15 protein-coding genes, 1 pseudogene and 1 riboswitch are annotated in these 13792 nt (G+C 43.5%); of the genes and pseudogenes, 9 read left to right on the top strand and 7 right to left on the bottom strand.

Annotated elements, in window-relative coordinates:
* Positions 1 to 115 precede the first annotated feature (115 nt).
* Both AOT13_RS18650 and yidD read right to left on the bottom strand, forming a co-directional pair.
* Positions 116 to 469, bottom strand: a pseudogene (locus AOT13_RS18650) (GTP-binding protein); the annotation flags it as partial.
* Positions 470 to 940: 471 nt separating this feature from the next.
* Positions 941 to 1171, bottom strand: a complete 231-nt coding sequence (yidD, locus tag AOT13_RS18645; protein ID WP_013400209.1) for a membrane protein insertion efficiency factor YidD — start codon at positions 1169 to 1171, stop codon at positions 941 to 943.
* Between the two features lie 166 nt (positions 1172 to 1337).
* Here yidD and AOT13_RS18640 point away from each other — a divergent pair, with 166 nt between their 5' ends.
* From AOT13_RS18640 to ytkD, 5 genes are all read left to right on the top strand, one after another.
* Entirely contained in the window at positions 1338 to 1811 is a 474-nt protein-coding gene (locus tag AOT13_RS18640; RefSeq protein WP_003248497.1) for an S-ribosylhomocysteine lyase, read from the top strand.
* 252 nt (positions 1812 to 2063) lie between these two features.
* A complete protein-coding gene (locus AOT13_RS18635; RefSeq protein WP_003248499.1) occupies positions 2064 to 2504 on the top strand; it encodes a Dps family protein in 441 nt (146 codons plus the stop codon).
* A gap of 124 nt (positions 2505 to 2628) precedes the next feature.
* Entirely contained in the window at positions 2629 to 3024 is a 396-nt protein-coding gene (locus tag AOT13_RS18630) for a phage holin family protein (RefSeq protein WP_013400210.1), read from the top strand.
* A 73-nt stretch (positions 3025 to 3097) separates the two neighbouring features.
* Positions 3098 to 3421 carry a hypothetical protein gene (locus tag AOT13_RS18625; protein WP_003248503.1) on the top strand — a complete coding sequence of 108 codons (324 nt, stop codon included), beginning with the start codon at positions 3098 to 3100 and terminating at the stop codon, positions 3419 to 3421.
* A gap of 94 nt (positions 3422 to 3515) precedes the next feature.
* Positions 3516 to 3977, top strand: a complete 462-nt coding sequence (ytkD, locus tag AOT13_RS18620) for an RNA deprotection pyrophosphohydrolase (RefSeq protein ID WP_013400211.1) — start codon at positions 3516 to 3518, stop codon at positions 3975 to 3977.
* A 14-nt stretch (positions 3978 to 3991) separates the two neighbouring features.
* Here ytkD and AOT13_RS18615 read toward each other — a convergent pair whose 3' ends face one another.
* From AOT13_RS18615 to AOT13_RS18605, 3 genes are read right to left on the bottom strand one after another with little or no spacing between them, the layout of a single operon-like run.
* Complete coding sequence (locus tag AOT13_RS18615) at positions 3992 to 4801, bottom strand: ABC transporter permease (protein ID WP_013400212.1); 810 nt, start codon at positions 4799 to 4801, stop codon at positions 3992 to 3994.
* Complete coding sequence (locus tag AOT13_RS18610; RefSeq protein WP_003248508.1) at positions 4785 to 5558, bottom strand: ABC transporter ATP-binding protein; 774 nt, start codon at positions 5556 to 5558, stop codon at positions 4785 to 4787. Before AOT13_RS18610 ends, AOT13_RS18615 begins: the two co-directional genes overlap by 17 nt.
* Before the next feature lie 18 nt (positions 5559 to 5576).
* Positions 5577 to 6575, bottom strand: coding sequence for an ABC transporter substrate-binding protein (locus AOT13_RS18605; RefSeq protein WP_003248509.1), 999 nt, complete (start codon positions 6573 to 6575; stop codon positions 5577 to 5579).
* A 100-nt stretch (positions 6576 to 6675) separates the two neighbouring features.
* Between AOT13_RS18605 and AOT13_RS18600 the strand changes: the two genes are divergently transcribed.
* Positions 6676 to 7464 carry an alpha/beta hydrolase family protein gene (locus AOT13_RS18600; protein ID WP_003248515.1) on the top strand — a complete coding sequence of 263 codons (789 nt, stop codon included), beginning with the start codon at positions 6676 to 6678 and terminating at the stop codon, positions 7462 to 7464.
* 29 nt (positions 7465 to 7493) lie between these two features.
* Entirely contained in the window at positions 7494 to 7736 is a 243-nt protein-coding gene (locus AOT13_RS18595; RefSeq protein WP_003248518.1) for a DUF2584 domain-containing protein, read from the top strand.
* Between the two features lie 28 nt (positions 7737 to 7764).
* Here AOT13_RS18595 and pckA read toward each other — a convergent pair whose 3' ends face one another.
* Positions 7765 to 9351, bottom strand: a complete 1587-nt coding sequence (gene pckA / locus AOT13_RS18590) for a phosphoenolpyruvate carboxykinase (ATP) (protein ID WP_003248519.1) — start codon at positions 9349 to 9351, stop codon at positions 7765 to 7767.
* Positions 9352 to 9525: 174 nt separating this feature from the next.
* Positions 9526 to 9640: riboswitch (SAM riboswitch) on the top strand.
* A gap of 163 nt (positions 9641 to 9803) precedes the next feature.
* Between pckA and metK the strand changes: the two genes are divergently transcribed.
* Together metK and asnB are read left to right on the top strand one after the other, a co-directional pair.
* A complete protein-coding gene (gene metK, locus AOT13_RS18585; RefSeq protein ID WP_003248521.1) occupies positions 9804 to 11015 on the top strand; it encodes a methionine adenosyltransferase in 1212 nt (403 codons plus the stop codon).
* A gap of 185 nt (positions 11016 to 11200) precedes the next feature.
* The gene (asnB, locus tag AOT13_RS18580; protein ID WP_003248523.1) at positions 11201 to 13099 is read left to right on the top strand and encodes an asparagine synthase (glutamine-hydrolyzing); all 1899 of its coding nucleotides are present in this window, start codon (positions 11201 to 11203) and stop codon (positions 13097 to 13099) included.
* Positions 13100 to 13248: 149 nt separating this feature from the next.
* Here the strand turns inward: asnB and AOT13_RS18575 are convergent, their stop codons facing one another.
* On the bottom strand, positions 13249 to 13770 hold the full coding sequence (locus AOT13_RS18575; RefSeq protein ID WP_003248525.1) for a gamma carbonic anhydrase: 522 nt from the start codon (positions 13768 to 13770) through the stop codon (positions 13249 to 13251).
* Positions 13771 to 13792 lie beyond the last annotated feature (22 nt).

Raw genomic sequence — 13792 nt, 5'->3', positions numbered from 1 at the left:
AATAATTGCATTTATTGGGAAACAATAAATGGAGGAAGAGGATCGCAAAATGTTGCCCAATCTTGTTTCATTTCCTCCTCTGTCAGCAAACATTCATCTAAAGCCATTTCAATCCCCAGTTCTTTATCAATATATGTAAATGTTTGCGCTACTGGAATTGGTTCACTGATTCCTGAAGATTCGATAACAATATAATCGATGTTTCCAGCATCTGCTAGTTTTTTCACCTCTTTAATTAAATCCTCACGCAACGTACAGCAGATGCAGCCGTTTTGAATTTGCACCAGCTTTTCTTCCGTGCGGGAAAAACCGCCTTGGCGAATCAGTCAGCATCAATATTTATTTCACTCATATCATTCACAATAACCGCGATTTTCTTTCCTTCTCGGTTATGCAGGATATGATTGAGCAGCGTCGTTTTCCCTGCGCCAAGATAACCGCTTAATACAGTAACAGGTATTTTTTTCATTATCATGTTCTCCTTCCTGTTAGATAATCGTAATCATTACGATTTATCAATGCCAATCATACAAGAAAATGTCTAAAAAAGCAACGGTTATTTTCACATCATTTAAGATTTTTTCCATTTCCCGAAAAGCCTTCCTCCTCTTAATGAAGGAAAGGGGAAAGTGGACCGGCACGTTTTTTCTTTACAAAAGCGGACATATATGCAGGCTGCCTTTATCTGCGCAGAAGCGCTTCTTTGATAGATGCTAAAAATTTCCCGCCCCTTTGCGGAATGTTGGCGGGAGACCAAGTCTTGCAATGAAACGAGGCGGAAGCGGAAAAGAAATATCAAGGCATTTGCAAACTGGTCAACATCGTTTTTTATTGGAGACGGACGGAGAAAAGTTCAAGCTGCTAATGTTTCCCGGTGACTTTCTCGCTCAAGCATGCTTGCCGAAAAGCTGCACCATATCGATAATTAGTTATAGAAAAATCACCGTTTTTCCTGCTTCTCAGGCACGGGATCAAATCCGCCGGGATGAAACGGGTGGCATTTTAAAATCCGTTTTATCGTCAGCCAGCCGCCTTTGATGGCGCCAAACCGTTTAACCGCTTCTAAACCATAGTGCGAGCAAGTCGGATAAAACCGGCATGTCGGCGGCTTTAACGGAGAAATGAAAATTTGGTAAAAGCGGATGAAAGAAATCAATAATTTTTTCGCCATTCCCACACACCTAGCCAAGAAATAAATTGATCGCAGTGTATATCATATCATAAAAAGAGGAACAAAGGCGCATATAATGTCTTGAAGCAATTTATACAAAAAGGATGAAAAAAATCGGATTTCGGTGTATGATGAAAAAGAAAAATAAAGTAGGAGTGATGATCGCATGCCTTCAGTAGAAAGTTTTGAGTTGGATCATTGCGCTGTGAAAGCGCCATATGTCAGACATTGTGGCGTTCATAAAGTCGGAAGCGATGGCGTTGTGAATAAATTTGATATTCGTTTTTGCCAGCCGAATAAGCAAGCGATGAAACCGGATGCGCTTCATACGCTTGAGCATTTGTTAGCTTATACTATCCGCAAACATGCGGAAAAATATGACCATTTCGATATTATTGATATTTCGCCAATGGGTTGCCAAACTGGATTTTATCTTGTTGTGAGCGGTTCGCCAACCGTTGATGAAATTATTGACTTGCTGGAGGAGACGATGAAAGACGCACTGAACGCTACGGAAGTTCCAGCAGCAACGGAGCGGCAATGCGGGCAGGCAAAATTGCATGATCTCGAAGGGGCAAAGCGGTTAATGCGCTTCTGGTTAGAGCATGATAAAGAGGAATTAAAGAAAGTGTTTGGATAATGATAAAGGGCTATCACCGGATTGGTGATAGCTTTCTTTTTGTTTCAATCGCTTTTTTAGCGAACGATAGCTGTTAATAAGAATTGACACAATATTGATAGAAATTCGATTTTGCTATATAGCTTATTTCAGTGTAAAATAAAAGTGGAAGAAACATTTGGAAAAGTATATCATTTCGGCAATGGGAAAAAATATAGAGCGATATAAGCATGTTTTATGATTGCGGAAACAATGTTAAGGAGGAATGAAGAGATGTCAAAACAATTAACGGACATTGTGAACAAACAGATTGCTAATTGGAGTGTCCTTTACATTAAGCTCCATAATTATCATTGGTATGTAAAAGGCTCTCAATTTTTTACGCTTCACGAGAAATTTGAACAATTGTATAACGAAGCTGCGCTACATATCGATGAATTGGCGGAACGTCTTCTTGCGCTTGGCGGGGCGCCAGTTGCGACAATGAAAGAATGCTTAGAACAATCGTCCGTGAAAGAAGCGACTGGGCAAGAAACGGCGGAACAAATGGTAGCAACGATTGTAAGCGATTTTGAAACGATGATTGAAGAATTAAAAGAAGGAATGAAAATTGCGGATGAAGTTGGAGATGAAACAACCGGCGACATGCTGCTTGGCATTCATCAAAGTTTGGAAAAACATGTGTGGATGTTAAAATCGTTCCTTGGCCGATAAACAGATCGTTGACCAACCACTCCTTCGATAGGGAAGGAGTGGTTTTTTATTTTACTAGGAGGCTATCTATACGTCTTCCCTCATTAGAGCATACGATAATAATGCTCGTTACAGGAGGGAGAGTATGCAAAAATATATGTCGATGTTTGGCGCTTCGTTTGTTGGCTCGTTCATTTCGTTTCTTATTGGAGGCGCGGACTTATTAATTATTATTTTGCTTTGTTTTGTGATGACAGACTATGTAACAGGATTGATCGCCAGCGCTATTGAAGGAAAATTGTCGAGCCAAGTCGGATTCCGTGGCATTGTCCGCAAGATACTCGTTTTTGTTTTAGTGGCTGTTTCGCATTTATTAGATATTGCGATTGGCTGGGACAACCATTTTATTCGTGATGCGGTTATTTTCTCCTATATAATCAATGAGTTCATCTCCATTGTTGAAAATATAGGGAGGGCTGGTGTTCCGCTGCCATCTTTTTTAAAAAAAGCAATCCAACTTTTTAAAGATGAGACGGGCTAATTTTAAAGCATAATTTTTTTTGCATTCCCCACACTAAACGATGAAGAAGATCGATCATAAGGAGATGACAAGCGTGGCGGAACAGGAAAAGAAAACATACTATGTGTCGATCGCAACAGGGGAAATTTCGCAAGTCAAGACGGCTTCCCCATGGGATTTCCAAATTGAAGCGACAGATGATGAAATTATTGAATTGCGCGAGTACTTTGATCAAAACTATTCGACAGACTGGCAATCGTTTTTGCGTGCTCATGTTCCGTATGTTCAATATCATTATGATCGTGAAAACGATGCCTATGACGAAACATTAAAGAAAATATACCAGCTTATTTATAAGCTGGGGAACGAAGAAGCAAAAGAGCATATTCGTTCGCTTGGTTTTATCCGGGAAGAATAAAACGAAAGCTGCCGATGTTGGTGGCTTTTTTTATGGTGCCGTTTGCAAGTATAATGAAGGGAGAAGAGAGAAAGCAGGAATGAGGTTTACGAAGATGAAGTCTTTTTTTGACTGCTATGGAAATCGCGTGTTATTGTCGTTTATGGATCATCCATTTTCACTAAAGCCCAGACATGTTTGGATCGTCTGTCGCTACAAAGGGCAATGGCTGCTGACGAATCATCCAGAACGCGGGTTGGAATTTCCCGGTGGAAAAGTAGAAAAAGGAGAAACGCCGGAACAAGCCGCAGTCCGCGAAGTGAAAGAAGAGACAGGCGGAATTGTCGGTTCGTTAACGTATATTGGCCAATATAAAGTAGAGCCGTCGATTATAAAAAATATATACTTTGCGGAAATCGCGGCGATCGTCGAGCAGTCTTCTTATTTGGAAACAGACGGTCCGGTGTTGTTGCGTTCATTGCCGGAAAATATCCGCTTCGATAAACGATTCAGTTTTATTATGAGGGACGATGTATTGCAATATACGTTAAAAGAAATAAAGAGGCGTTCTTTGTAGTGTGATGAACGCCTCTAACGATGTTTCATCAGTTTTTTTTCGATCATGCTGACAGCTTGGTACATGATGGTCGATAACAGCGCGATGACGAGCAGGCTCATTAGCACGAGCGTAAAGTTAAACACTTGGAATCCGTAAATGATCATATAGCCAAGCCCAAGTTTGGAAACGAGAAATTCGCCGGTAATGACTCCAACCCACGATAAACCGACATTGACTTTTAACGTAGAAATAATTGTCGGGAACGACGATGGCAGCACCGCTTCTTTAAAACATTGATAACGGGTGGCCCCAAATGTTTTCAATACTTTGAGATAGTTGGCATCGACTTCTTGAAAGGCAGAGTAGACAACAATCGTCGTAATAATGACGGAAATAATGACTCCCATCGCGATAATCGAAGTGAATCCCGGACCAAGAGCGACGATGAGAATGGGACCGAGCGCCACTTTCGGCATGGCGTTGAACACGACTAAATACGGGTCAAGCGTTTTCGCCAAGCGCGGAAACCACCAAAGAAGGGCGCCGAAACATGCCCCTGCGATCGTGCCGATGATAAACCCTAACATCGTTTCCAATAAAGTGACAAACGTATGGGTAACGAGGGAATGGTCGGCCAGCTTTTGGACAAATAAATCCCAAATCGCCGATGGCGAGCTGAACAAAAGCGGGTCGACCCAGTGGTACCGGCTTGCTGCCTCCCATAGCAGAAAAAAGGTAACAAATAGGATAAGCTGAAAAAAGCGAATAAGCCGCTTTTCTTTTTTTCGTGACGCAATGTACTGCTGGTGAAAAGAACGAATTTGTTCATTTGTTTGTTTCAAGCTGATCAAGCTCCTTCCAAATGGATTGGAATAGCGCGGAAAATTGCGGATGCTGACGCGCCGCAAACGGCGATAGACGGCGCAATTCATCGGGAACAATAAAGGTGCGCACGATTCTCCCTGGCTTTGTGGAAAATAGAAAAATGCGGTCGCTCATCGCAATCGCCTCACCGATGTCATGCGTAACAAGAAGCGCTGTTTTTCCATAATTTTTTAGTGTTTGCCATACCAGCTCTTCCAGCTTTAATTTCGTTTGGTGGTCGAGCGCAGAAAATGGTTCGTCAAGCAATAACATTTTTGGATTGGTCGCCAACGTCCTGACGAGTGCGGCGCGCTGGCGCATGCCGCCCGAAAGCTGGCTTGGATAATGCGTTTCGACTCCTTTTAATCCGATATCGGCAAGCAAATCAAGCGCTTGCTTTTTTGTTATTTCTGTCAATGTTCCCATGATTTTTAAACCGAGCAAAATGTTTTCTTCAATTGTTTTCCAAGGAAATAAATAATCTTGCTGCAGCATATATCCGGCGTTTGCGCGCGAGCTGTCTAATTCTTTCCCTTCGACGAAAACGGTTCCTTCCGTCGGCTTGATTAATGCGGCGATAATCGAAAGAAGCGTTGTTTTGCCGCAGCCGCTCGGGCCGAGAAAGGAGACAAACTCCCCTTTCTCCACCGTTAACGATATGTTTTCCAAAGCGGTAACGGCTGTTTTTTCTGTAAAATATGTGTGGGAAACGCGGTCAACGACTAAAAAACCCATTATTTTCACCCGCTTTCGTTATTTGGCCATAGCTTTTTCCGCGAATGAATTATCGACAAGTGTTTTATGATCGATGTGTTTTGGCAATTCACCTGCTTCGCTCATAATGTTTTGCAAATTGTTCCATTCTTCTTTGTCAAGGATTGGATTTGTTGCATATGTTCCTTGGCTTTTATAGCGATCGACGACTTTTTCAATGATGGAAAGATCGGTATCTTTAAAGTAAGGCTGAATAGCTTGCGCGATTTCTGCCGCGTTGTGCGATTCCACCCATTGTTGCGCTCTATAGATCGCCCGGGTAAATTTTTCGATCGTGTCTTTGTTGTTCCGGATAAAACTTTGTTTTGTCATAAACGTCGTATATGGAACGTGACCGGATTCCGTGCCAAACGATGCGATAATATATCCTTTTCCTTCCTGTTCAAAAATGCTTGCCGTCGGTTCAAATAGCTGGACAAAATCGCCTGTGCCGCTGGCGAAAGCGTTAGCGATGTTGGCAAAATCGACGTTTTGAATCAGCTTAACGTCTTTATGCGGATCGATGCCATGTTTTTTTAAGACAAATTCGCCGACCATTTGCGGCATGCCGCCTTTGCGCTGGCCGAGGAACGTGCTGCCTTTGAGCTGATCCCAAGTGAAATTTTCTATTTTTTCCCTGGAGACAAGAAACGTTCCGTCTGTTTGTGTCAGCTGCGCGAAATTAATGACCGGATCGTTTGTTCCTTGGCTGTAGACATAAATCGATGTTTCTGATCCGACAAGAGCGATGTCAGCCCCGCCGGAAAGCAGTGTTGTCATCGTTTTATCGCCGCCCCATGTTGTGGCGAGTTCAACATGCAATCCTTCCTCTTTAAAAAAGCCTTTCGCTATGGCGACATATTGTGGGGCATAGAAGATCGAACGGGTGACTTCTGCGACCCGCACTTTCTTTATTTCCTTATTTGCCTGTTGATTGCAGGCGGCAAGCGGGATAATAAGAAGGAAAAGAAAAAGCGACACTATTGCGGTTTTTTTCATGCAGGGAACCTCCTTAGCATTGGATAAGATGAAGCTTACTTCACCTTATCGTATGCATCCGAAAAAAATGTGTGAACGCCTAATGGAAAGGAAGAAACATATGGACGGATATATCGTCAATCAATATAAATTCCCTTCTCCCAATCCGCATGTGGATGTATTTCTCGTTACATATTTATGCCAAGGGCTGAAAATTAAAGGATTTTTGGCACAACCGAAAATGCCGGGAATATACGATGGGTTTTTATACTTGCGCGGCGGCATAAAAAACGTCGGGCAAGTGCGGCTATCCCGCATTACGCAGTTTGCTTCGTACGGATTTATTGTGATGGCGCCGTTTTATCGCGGGAATCAAGGAGGGGAAGGAAATGAAGATTTTGCGGGGGAAGACCGTTATGACGCGATTGCAAGTTTTCGGCTTTTACAGCGGCACCCCCAAGTAAACAGCAAACGCATTCACGTATTTGGCTTTTCCCGCGGCGGAGCGATGGCGCTTCATACAGCGATTTTGGAGCCAGCTGTTTGTTCTGTCGCCGTCTGGGGAGGGGTTTCTGACATTGCCCTGACATATTGGGAGCGAGAAGATTTGCGGCGAATGTTGAAACGGGTAATCGGGGGGACACCGACAAAATATCCAGAGCGCTACCGATGGAGAACGCCATTGTATGAAATCGAAAAAATTCAAGCGCCTGTGCTGATCATCCATGGGGAAAAAGATCAAAACGTTTCGATTGAACATGCGTACCGTCTTGAAAAGAGGTTAAAAGAGGCAAATAAACGAGTGACGGCATGGTATTTTCCAACCTTTACCCATTATTTTCCGCCTAAAGATAACCGCGAAACAGTCCGGCGGTTAACGGAATGGATGAAACAGCAGCCAGATGTATGATACGATAAAATGAGAAGGAGGTGTGTTTCATGGGCATGCCGCTGGAGTTTCAAACACTCATTGTGACAAAAGGCAAAGAAAAGCGAATAAAAGACAATCTGTTTATTTTAGAAAAGGAAGGATACCGCATTTATCCGATCGATATTCCAATTGAAGTAAGAAGAACGTTACAAAGCGAGGCGAGCGGCGAAGCGGTGGTGAAAAAGCTGGAACTTGCCGACAACCGGACGATTGTCACGTATGAGCTTATTTCGCTGCATTCGACGAATTAAAAAAGGAGGGACATTCCCTCCTTCAATGTTATGCGATTGGGCCACCAAGTTTTTCGATTTCCGGGGCGATATGCTTGAATTTTTGGAAGTTTTCCCGGAATTTTGCGGCAAGCTCTTTTGCCTTTTGCTCATATGCTTGTTTATCGGCCCACGTATTTTGTGGCTGCAGCACTTCATCTGGCACGCCAGGAATATGAATCGGAATTTCTAAACCGAAAATAGGCTCTTTCACTGTTTCGACATTGTCCAGCTCGCCTTCGACAGCAGCTTGCACCATTGCCCGGGTGTAAGCAAGCTTCATGCGGCTACCGACCCCGTACTCTCCACCGGTCCATCCTGTGTTAACGAGAAACACCCGCACGTTATGTTCAGCGATTTTTTTGCCGAGCATTTCCGCATATTTAACAGCCGGAAGCGGCAAGAACGGCGCGCCAAAGCAAGTGGAAAATGTCGCTTGCGGAGAAGTGATGCCGCGCTCTGTGCCCGCCAATTTGCTTGTATAACCGCTTAGGAAGTGGTACATCGCTTGTTCGCGAGTCAGCTTGCTTATCGGCGGCAATACCCCGAATGCATCCGCCGTTAAGAAAATAATTGTCGATGGATGACCGGCGATGCTCGGATCAACGATATTATGAATCGCCTGAATTGGGTAAGCGGCGCGCGTATTTTCCGTTAATGTGGCGTCATCATAATCCGGCTGTCTCGTATGTTCATCGATAATGACGTTTTCAAGCACTGCACCGAATCCGATCGCATCAAAAATTTGCGGTTCTTTTTCCCGCGATAAGTTGATGCATTTTGCGTAGCATCCGCCTTCGATATTGAAGATGCCCCGGTTCGACCAGCCATGCTCGTCATCGCCAATGAGACGGCGGTTTGGATCGGCGGAAAGCGTCGTTTTTCCTGTGCCGGACAGGCCAAAGAATAATGCGACATCCCCTTCTTTGCCGACATTTGCTGAACAATGCATTGACAAAATTCCTTGTTCTGGAAGCAGGTAATTCATCACAGTGAAAATCGACTTTTTCATTTCTCCGGCATATTCTGTTCCGCCAATCAACACGACCCGCCGTTCAAAAGAAATAATAATAAACGTTTCCGATCTCGTTCCATCCACAGCAGGATCTGCTTTAAAATTTGGCGCGCAAATAACGGTAAACTCTGCTTCGTGTGCATCCAGCTCCTCCGCTGTCGGACGAATAAATAATTGGTGGGCAAATAAATTGTGCCATGCCAATTCGTTAACAACTTGGATAGGTAAGCGGTATTTTGGGTCAGCGCCGGCGAATCCTTTGAAAACAAATATTTCCTCTTTTTTCATTAAATAATCGAGCACCTTATTGTATAAGTTTTCGAAAACTTCTTCAGAAATCGGCTGGTTTGTTGTTCCCCAATCGATTTTTTCTTTCGTTGCCGCTTCTTCGACAATGTATTTATCTTTCGGGGAGCGGCCCGTATATTTGCCAGTCGTTACTGCCACCGCGCCAGTCGCAGTTAATTTTCCCTCATTCCGTTGCAATATTTTTTCCACGAGTTGAGCTACCGACAAATTGTGGAATGCGTTTGGTTTTTGTAATAATAAAGAAAGTTTATTTGTCATTTTCGCAATCCCCATCTCCAAAACCTGCCTTTTTGTTTTTATAATACCTGCAAATAGTATAACACATTTTTGTTATTAGTCCATACTATTTACAGTAATTTCTTTTGCTTATTTTTGTCTATAAAAAATTTGTCTAATTTTGTTGACTTTCTTTATTTAATTACGATATGATAACTCATTGAACGGATACTCTTATCCCGAGTTGGTGGAGGGACAGGCCCGATGAAACCCAGCAACCGTCACAACTTGAAATGTGTGAAATGGTGCTAACCTGTGGCAAGGCAGCGTCCTTGAACGATAAGAGTGAAAGGAGCAATACGATTGCAATGACCTTTCCTCACCGTTACAGGAAAGGTTTTTTATATGTATAAATAGTATAAATAGGGAATGAGTACCGTATCACTGGCAGTTTGTGGAGATGCTGCTAATTTCGATGTTCGATTATGAAAAGAGGAGGAAACTGACGAATGTCCAAAAAAAGACGTTTATTCACTTCGGAATCTGTAACGGAAGGTCATCCTGACAAAATTTGTGACCAAATTTCCGATGCGATTTTAGACGCCATTTTGGCGAAAGACCCTAATGCCCGCGTTGCCTGCGAAACGAGCGTTACGACTGGGCTTGTGCTTGTTAGCGGAGAGATTACGACATCGACATATGTGGATATCCCGAAAATCGTTCGCGATACAGTCCGCGAGATTGGCTATACCCGCGCGAAATTCGGTTTTGATGCAGATACTTGCGCCGTCTTGACATCGATTGACGAGCAGTCTCCGGATATCGCGATGGGAGTCGACAAGGCATTAGAAGCACGCGAAGGTCAGATGACTGACGAGGAAATTGAAGCGATCGGCGCTGGAGACCAAGGGTTAATGTTTGGGTTTGCCTGCAATGAAACGGAAGAATTAATGCCGCTTCCGATTTCTTTGGCACATCGCTTAGCCCGCCGTTTGGCAGAAGTGCGCAAACAAGACATTTTGCCGTATTTGCGTCCAGACGGCAAAACACAAGTAACGATAGAATACGACGAAAATGACAAACCGGTGCGCGTCGACACTATCGTTGTATCAGCGCAGCATCATCCGGAAATTACGCAAGAACAAATTGAACGCGATATTAAAGAGCACGTCATTAAGCCAGTCGTGCCAGCAGAACTGATCGATGAAAACACAAAATATTTCATTAATCCGACAGGCCGTTTCGTCATCGGCGGACCTCAAGGGGATGCCGGTTTAACAGGGCGTAAAATTATCGTTGACACGTATGGCGGCTACGCCCGTCACGGCGGCGGCGCGTTTTCTGGAAAAGACCCGACAAAAGTAGATCGCTCCGCAGCTTATGCAGCGCGTTATGTGGCGAAAAATATCGTTGCCGCGGGACTGGCGGATAAATGCGAAGTGCAGCTGGCATATGCGATCGGCGTTGCAAGACCGGTGTCAATTTCCATTGATACATTCGGTACCGGAAAAGTGTCGGAAGACATTTTAATTAAAGTGGTGCGCAACAATTTTGATCTTCGCCCAGCCGGCATTATTAAAATGTTGGATTTGCGCCGTCCGATTTATAAACAAACAGCGGCTTATGGCCATTTCGGACGCACGGACATCGATCTTCCGTGGGAACGTACAGACAAAGCGGAAACATTGAAAGAGCAAGCTCTTGCGTTAGCGAAACAATAATAATATGAAAAAGGGAGTTACAGTGATGTAGCTCTCTTTTTTTGGCCGAATCAAGGATGATTGTAACGAAAAAAAAATATTAGAAAAATATTAGTAACAATTGTTTCAAAAAAGTAAATAAAATGTTATAGTCCTATTATGTATGGTATAACTAATGGGGATTAAGGGAGTAGGTGGAACAAAACATGTGCGGGTTTATCGGATGCGTTCATGATGAGCCGAAAATGCCAGACGAACAATGGCAGAACACGTTCGAAGAGATGAATGATATGATTACATATCGCGGCCCGGATGATCAAGGGTATTATTTTGATGAATATGTCCATTTCGGATTCCGCCGCTTAAGCATCATCGATTTGGAAGCAGGCCGGCAGCCGCTTTCTTATGAAAATGAGCGGTATTGGATTATTTTTAATGGTGAAATTTACAATTACCTGGAGCTTCGGAACGAGTTAGAAGAAAAAGGATATGAATTCACCACCAACTCGGATACAGAAGTCATTATCGCCCTTTACAGCGCCGAAAGAGAAAAAGCGGTAGAGAAGCTTCGCGGCATGTTTGCGTTTGTCATTTGGGATAAAGAAGAAAAAACCATTTTTGCCGCGCGCGACCCATTCGGCATTAAGCCGTTTTTCTATTTAGAGGAAGAGGGGCGGACGTTTTTTGCCTCGGAAAAGAAAAGCATTTTGCATGCAATGGAACAGGATGTTCTTCATTATGATGCGCTTCAGCATTATTTAACATTCCAATATGTGCCTGAACCAATGACGATGTCTGTTGGTATTAGAAAGTTGGAGCCAGGTCATTATATCAAAAAGAAAATCGGCGAAAAATTAACGGTGCATCGTTATTGGAAAGCGGGCTTTCATCCTGTATGGAAATCAGAAGACGAATTAGTGAAAGAGATTCGCGATGTTTTATTTGATTCTGTACGTGTTCATATGCGCAGTGATGTGCCGGTTGGTGCGTTTTTATCGGGCGGCATTGATTCTTCTCTGATCGTTTCGATTGCTAAGCAATTCCACCCGAACATAAAGACTTTTTCGGTCGGTTTTGAATGGGAAGGGTTTAACGAAATAGCGGTTGCGGAAGAAACAGCGGAAAAATTAGGAGTCGAAAACATTAGCTATGTTATTTCGCCAGAAGAATACATGGAAGAATTGCCAAAGATTATGTGGCATATGGATGATCCGCTTGCTGATCCAGCAGCTGTTCCGCTTTATTTCGTCGCCCGTGAAGCGAGAAAGCATGTAACGGTTGTGCTTTCTGGGGAAGGAGCAGATGAGTTATTTGGCGGGTACAACATTTATTGCGAACCGCAGTCATTAAAAGTGTTTGCGCTAATTCCTGATGTGGTAAAGCCTGCATTGCGCGCCATCGCTTCTATGCTTCCGGAAGGGGTTAAAGGAAAAAGCTTTATTGAGCGCGGATTAACTCCGATGGAAGAACGTTACATTGGAAATGCGAAAATGTATAGCGAAGAAGAAAAGGAAAGATTGTTGAAACCGTACAAACATGGGTTGGAATATACAGTGATAACCCGCCCGTTTTATGAAGAGACAACCCATTACCCGCCGGTGAATCGAATGCAATATATCGATATCCATACGTGGCTGCGCGGGGATATTTTGCTGAAGGCGGATAAAATGACGATGGCACATTCATTGGAATTGCGCGTCCCATTTTTAGACAAGGCTGTCTTTGAAGTGGCGGCAAAAATTCCGCCGGAAATGAAAACGGCCAATAATACAACGAAATATATTTTGCGCAAAGCGGCAGAAGGCATTGTCCCGGAGCATGTTCTTCATCGCAAAAAGCTTGGTTTTCCGGTACCGATTCGCCATTGGCTGAAAAATGAAATGTATGATTGGGCAAAAACGATTATCAAAGAAAGCGAAACTGAACATTTATTCCATAAAGACGTGTTATATCGTCTGTTAGAAGAGCATTGCGCCAATAAGGCGGATCATAGCCGCAAAATTTGGACCGTGCTAGCATTTATGGTTTGGCATCAAGTCTATATTGAAAAGAAGTATGATTTTTTTCGCCTATATAAAAAAGACAGGCATTCCCAGCCTATTTAATCGGAGGCTAGGCGATGCCTGTCTTCCTATTTGCATCCATGTATTTCAAACAATCAGATTTCACCGCTTTTTTATTTTCTCTGTCTGCGGCCCGTTAAATAACTTGGTTAATATCCCGTTATAGCGAATCGGTCTGCTCGGCGTTTCCATTATTGTTTATCTTGCTGCAACGATTTATAATATTGCCCTTTCTCAACATACTCGCGGCGAATTCGCTCCATCTCGCGGACATCTTCGTCCGTTAATTCACGAATAACTTTAGCGGGGCGGCCAAACGCGAGCGTGTGCGGGGGAATTTTTTTTCCTTGCGGGACAAGGCTTCCGGCGCCGATAAACGCTCCTTCGCCAATTTCCGCACCATCGAGAATAATCGAGCCCATGCCGATTAAAGCGTTTTTTCGGATGATGGCACTATGTAAAATGACTTGGTGGCCGACGGTTACGTCGTCTTCAATGATAAGCGGATTATTTGGACTTTGATGCAAAATTGAGTTATCTTGGATATTGACGCGATTGCCGATAATCGTTGGCGCGACATCGCCGCGAATAACCGTATTAAACCAAATGCTTGTTTCTTCCCCGATGACCACGTCACCGGTAATGGTGACGTAATCGGCGATAAAGGCAGATTCCGCAATTTTCGGAGATTTTCCTTTATAAGGATAAATCATACGCTTCTTCCCTTTCCTTTTA

Source organism: Parageobacillus thermoglucosidasius (assembly GCF_001295365.1).
Taxonomy (GTDB): domain Bacteria; phylum Bacillota; class Bacilli; order Bacillales; family Anoxybacillaceae; genus Parageobacillus; species Parageobacillus thermoglucosidasius.
The sequence above is the reverse complement of the archived record's forward strand: the minus strand, read 5'-3'. Positions and strand labels throughout refer to the sequence as shown.

Bases quoted from the DNA above. Each gene is read 5' to 3' on its own strand.
- AOT13_RS18630 (WP_013400210.1), top strand. From the start codon at position 2,629: ATGCAAAAATATATGTCGATGTTTGGCGCTTCGTTTGTTGGCTCGTTC.
- metK (WP_003248521.1), top strand. From the start codon at position 9,804: ATGTCCAAAAAAAGACGTTTATTCACTTCGGAATCTGTAACGGAAGGT.
- AOT13_RS18595 (WP_003248518.1), top strand. From the start codon at position 7,494: ATGGGCATGCCGCTGGAGTTTCAAACACTCATTGTGACAAAAGGCAAA.
- asnB (WP_003248523.1), top strand. From the start codon at position 11,201: ATGTGCGGGTTTATCGGATGCGTTCATGATGAGCCGAAAATGCCAGAC.
- pckA (WP_003248519.1), bottom strand. From the start codon at position 9,351: ATGGGGATTGCGAAAATGACAAATAAACTTTCTTTATTATTACAAAAA.
- AOT13_RS18605 (WP_003248509.1), bottom strand. From the start codon at position 6,575: ATGAAAAAAACCGCAATAGTGTCGCTTTTTCTTTTCCTTCTTATTATC.
- ytkD (WP_013400211.1), top strand. From the start codon at position 3,516: ATGAAGTCTTTTTTTGACTGCTATGGAAATCGCGTGTTATTGTCGTTT.
- AOT13_RS18640 (WP_003248497.1), top strand. From the start codon at position 1,338: ATGCCTTCAGTAGAAAGTTTTGAGTTGGATCATTGCGCTGTGAAAGCG.
- yidD (WP_013400209.1), bottom strand. From the start codon at position 1,171: ATGGCGAAAAAATTATTGATTTCTTTCATCCGCTTTTACCAAATTTTC.
- AOT13_RS18610 (WP_003248508.1), bottom strand. From the start codon at position 5,558: ATGGGTTTTTTAGTCGTTGACCGCGTTTCCCACACATATTTTACAGAA.
- AOT13_RS18600 (WP_003248515.1), top strand. From the start codon at position 6,676: ATGGACGGATATATCGTCAATCAATATAAATTCCCTTCTCCCAATCCG.
- AOT13_RS18575 (WP_003248525.1), bottom strand. From the start codon at position 13,770: ATGATTTATCCTTATAAAGGAAAATCTCCGAAAATTGCGGAATCTGCC.
- AOT13_RS18635 (WP_003248499.1), top strand. From the start codon at position 2,064: ATGTCAAAACAATTAACGGACATTGTGAACAAACAGATTGCTAATTGG.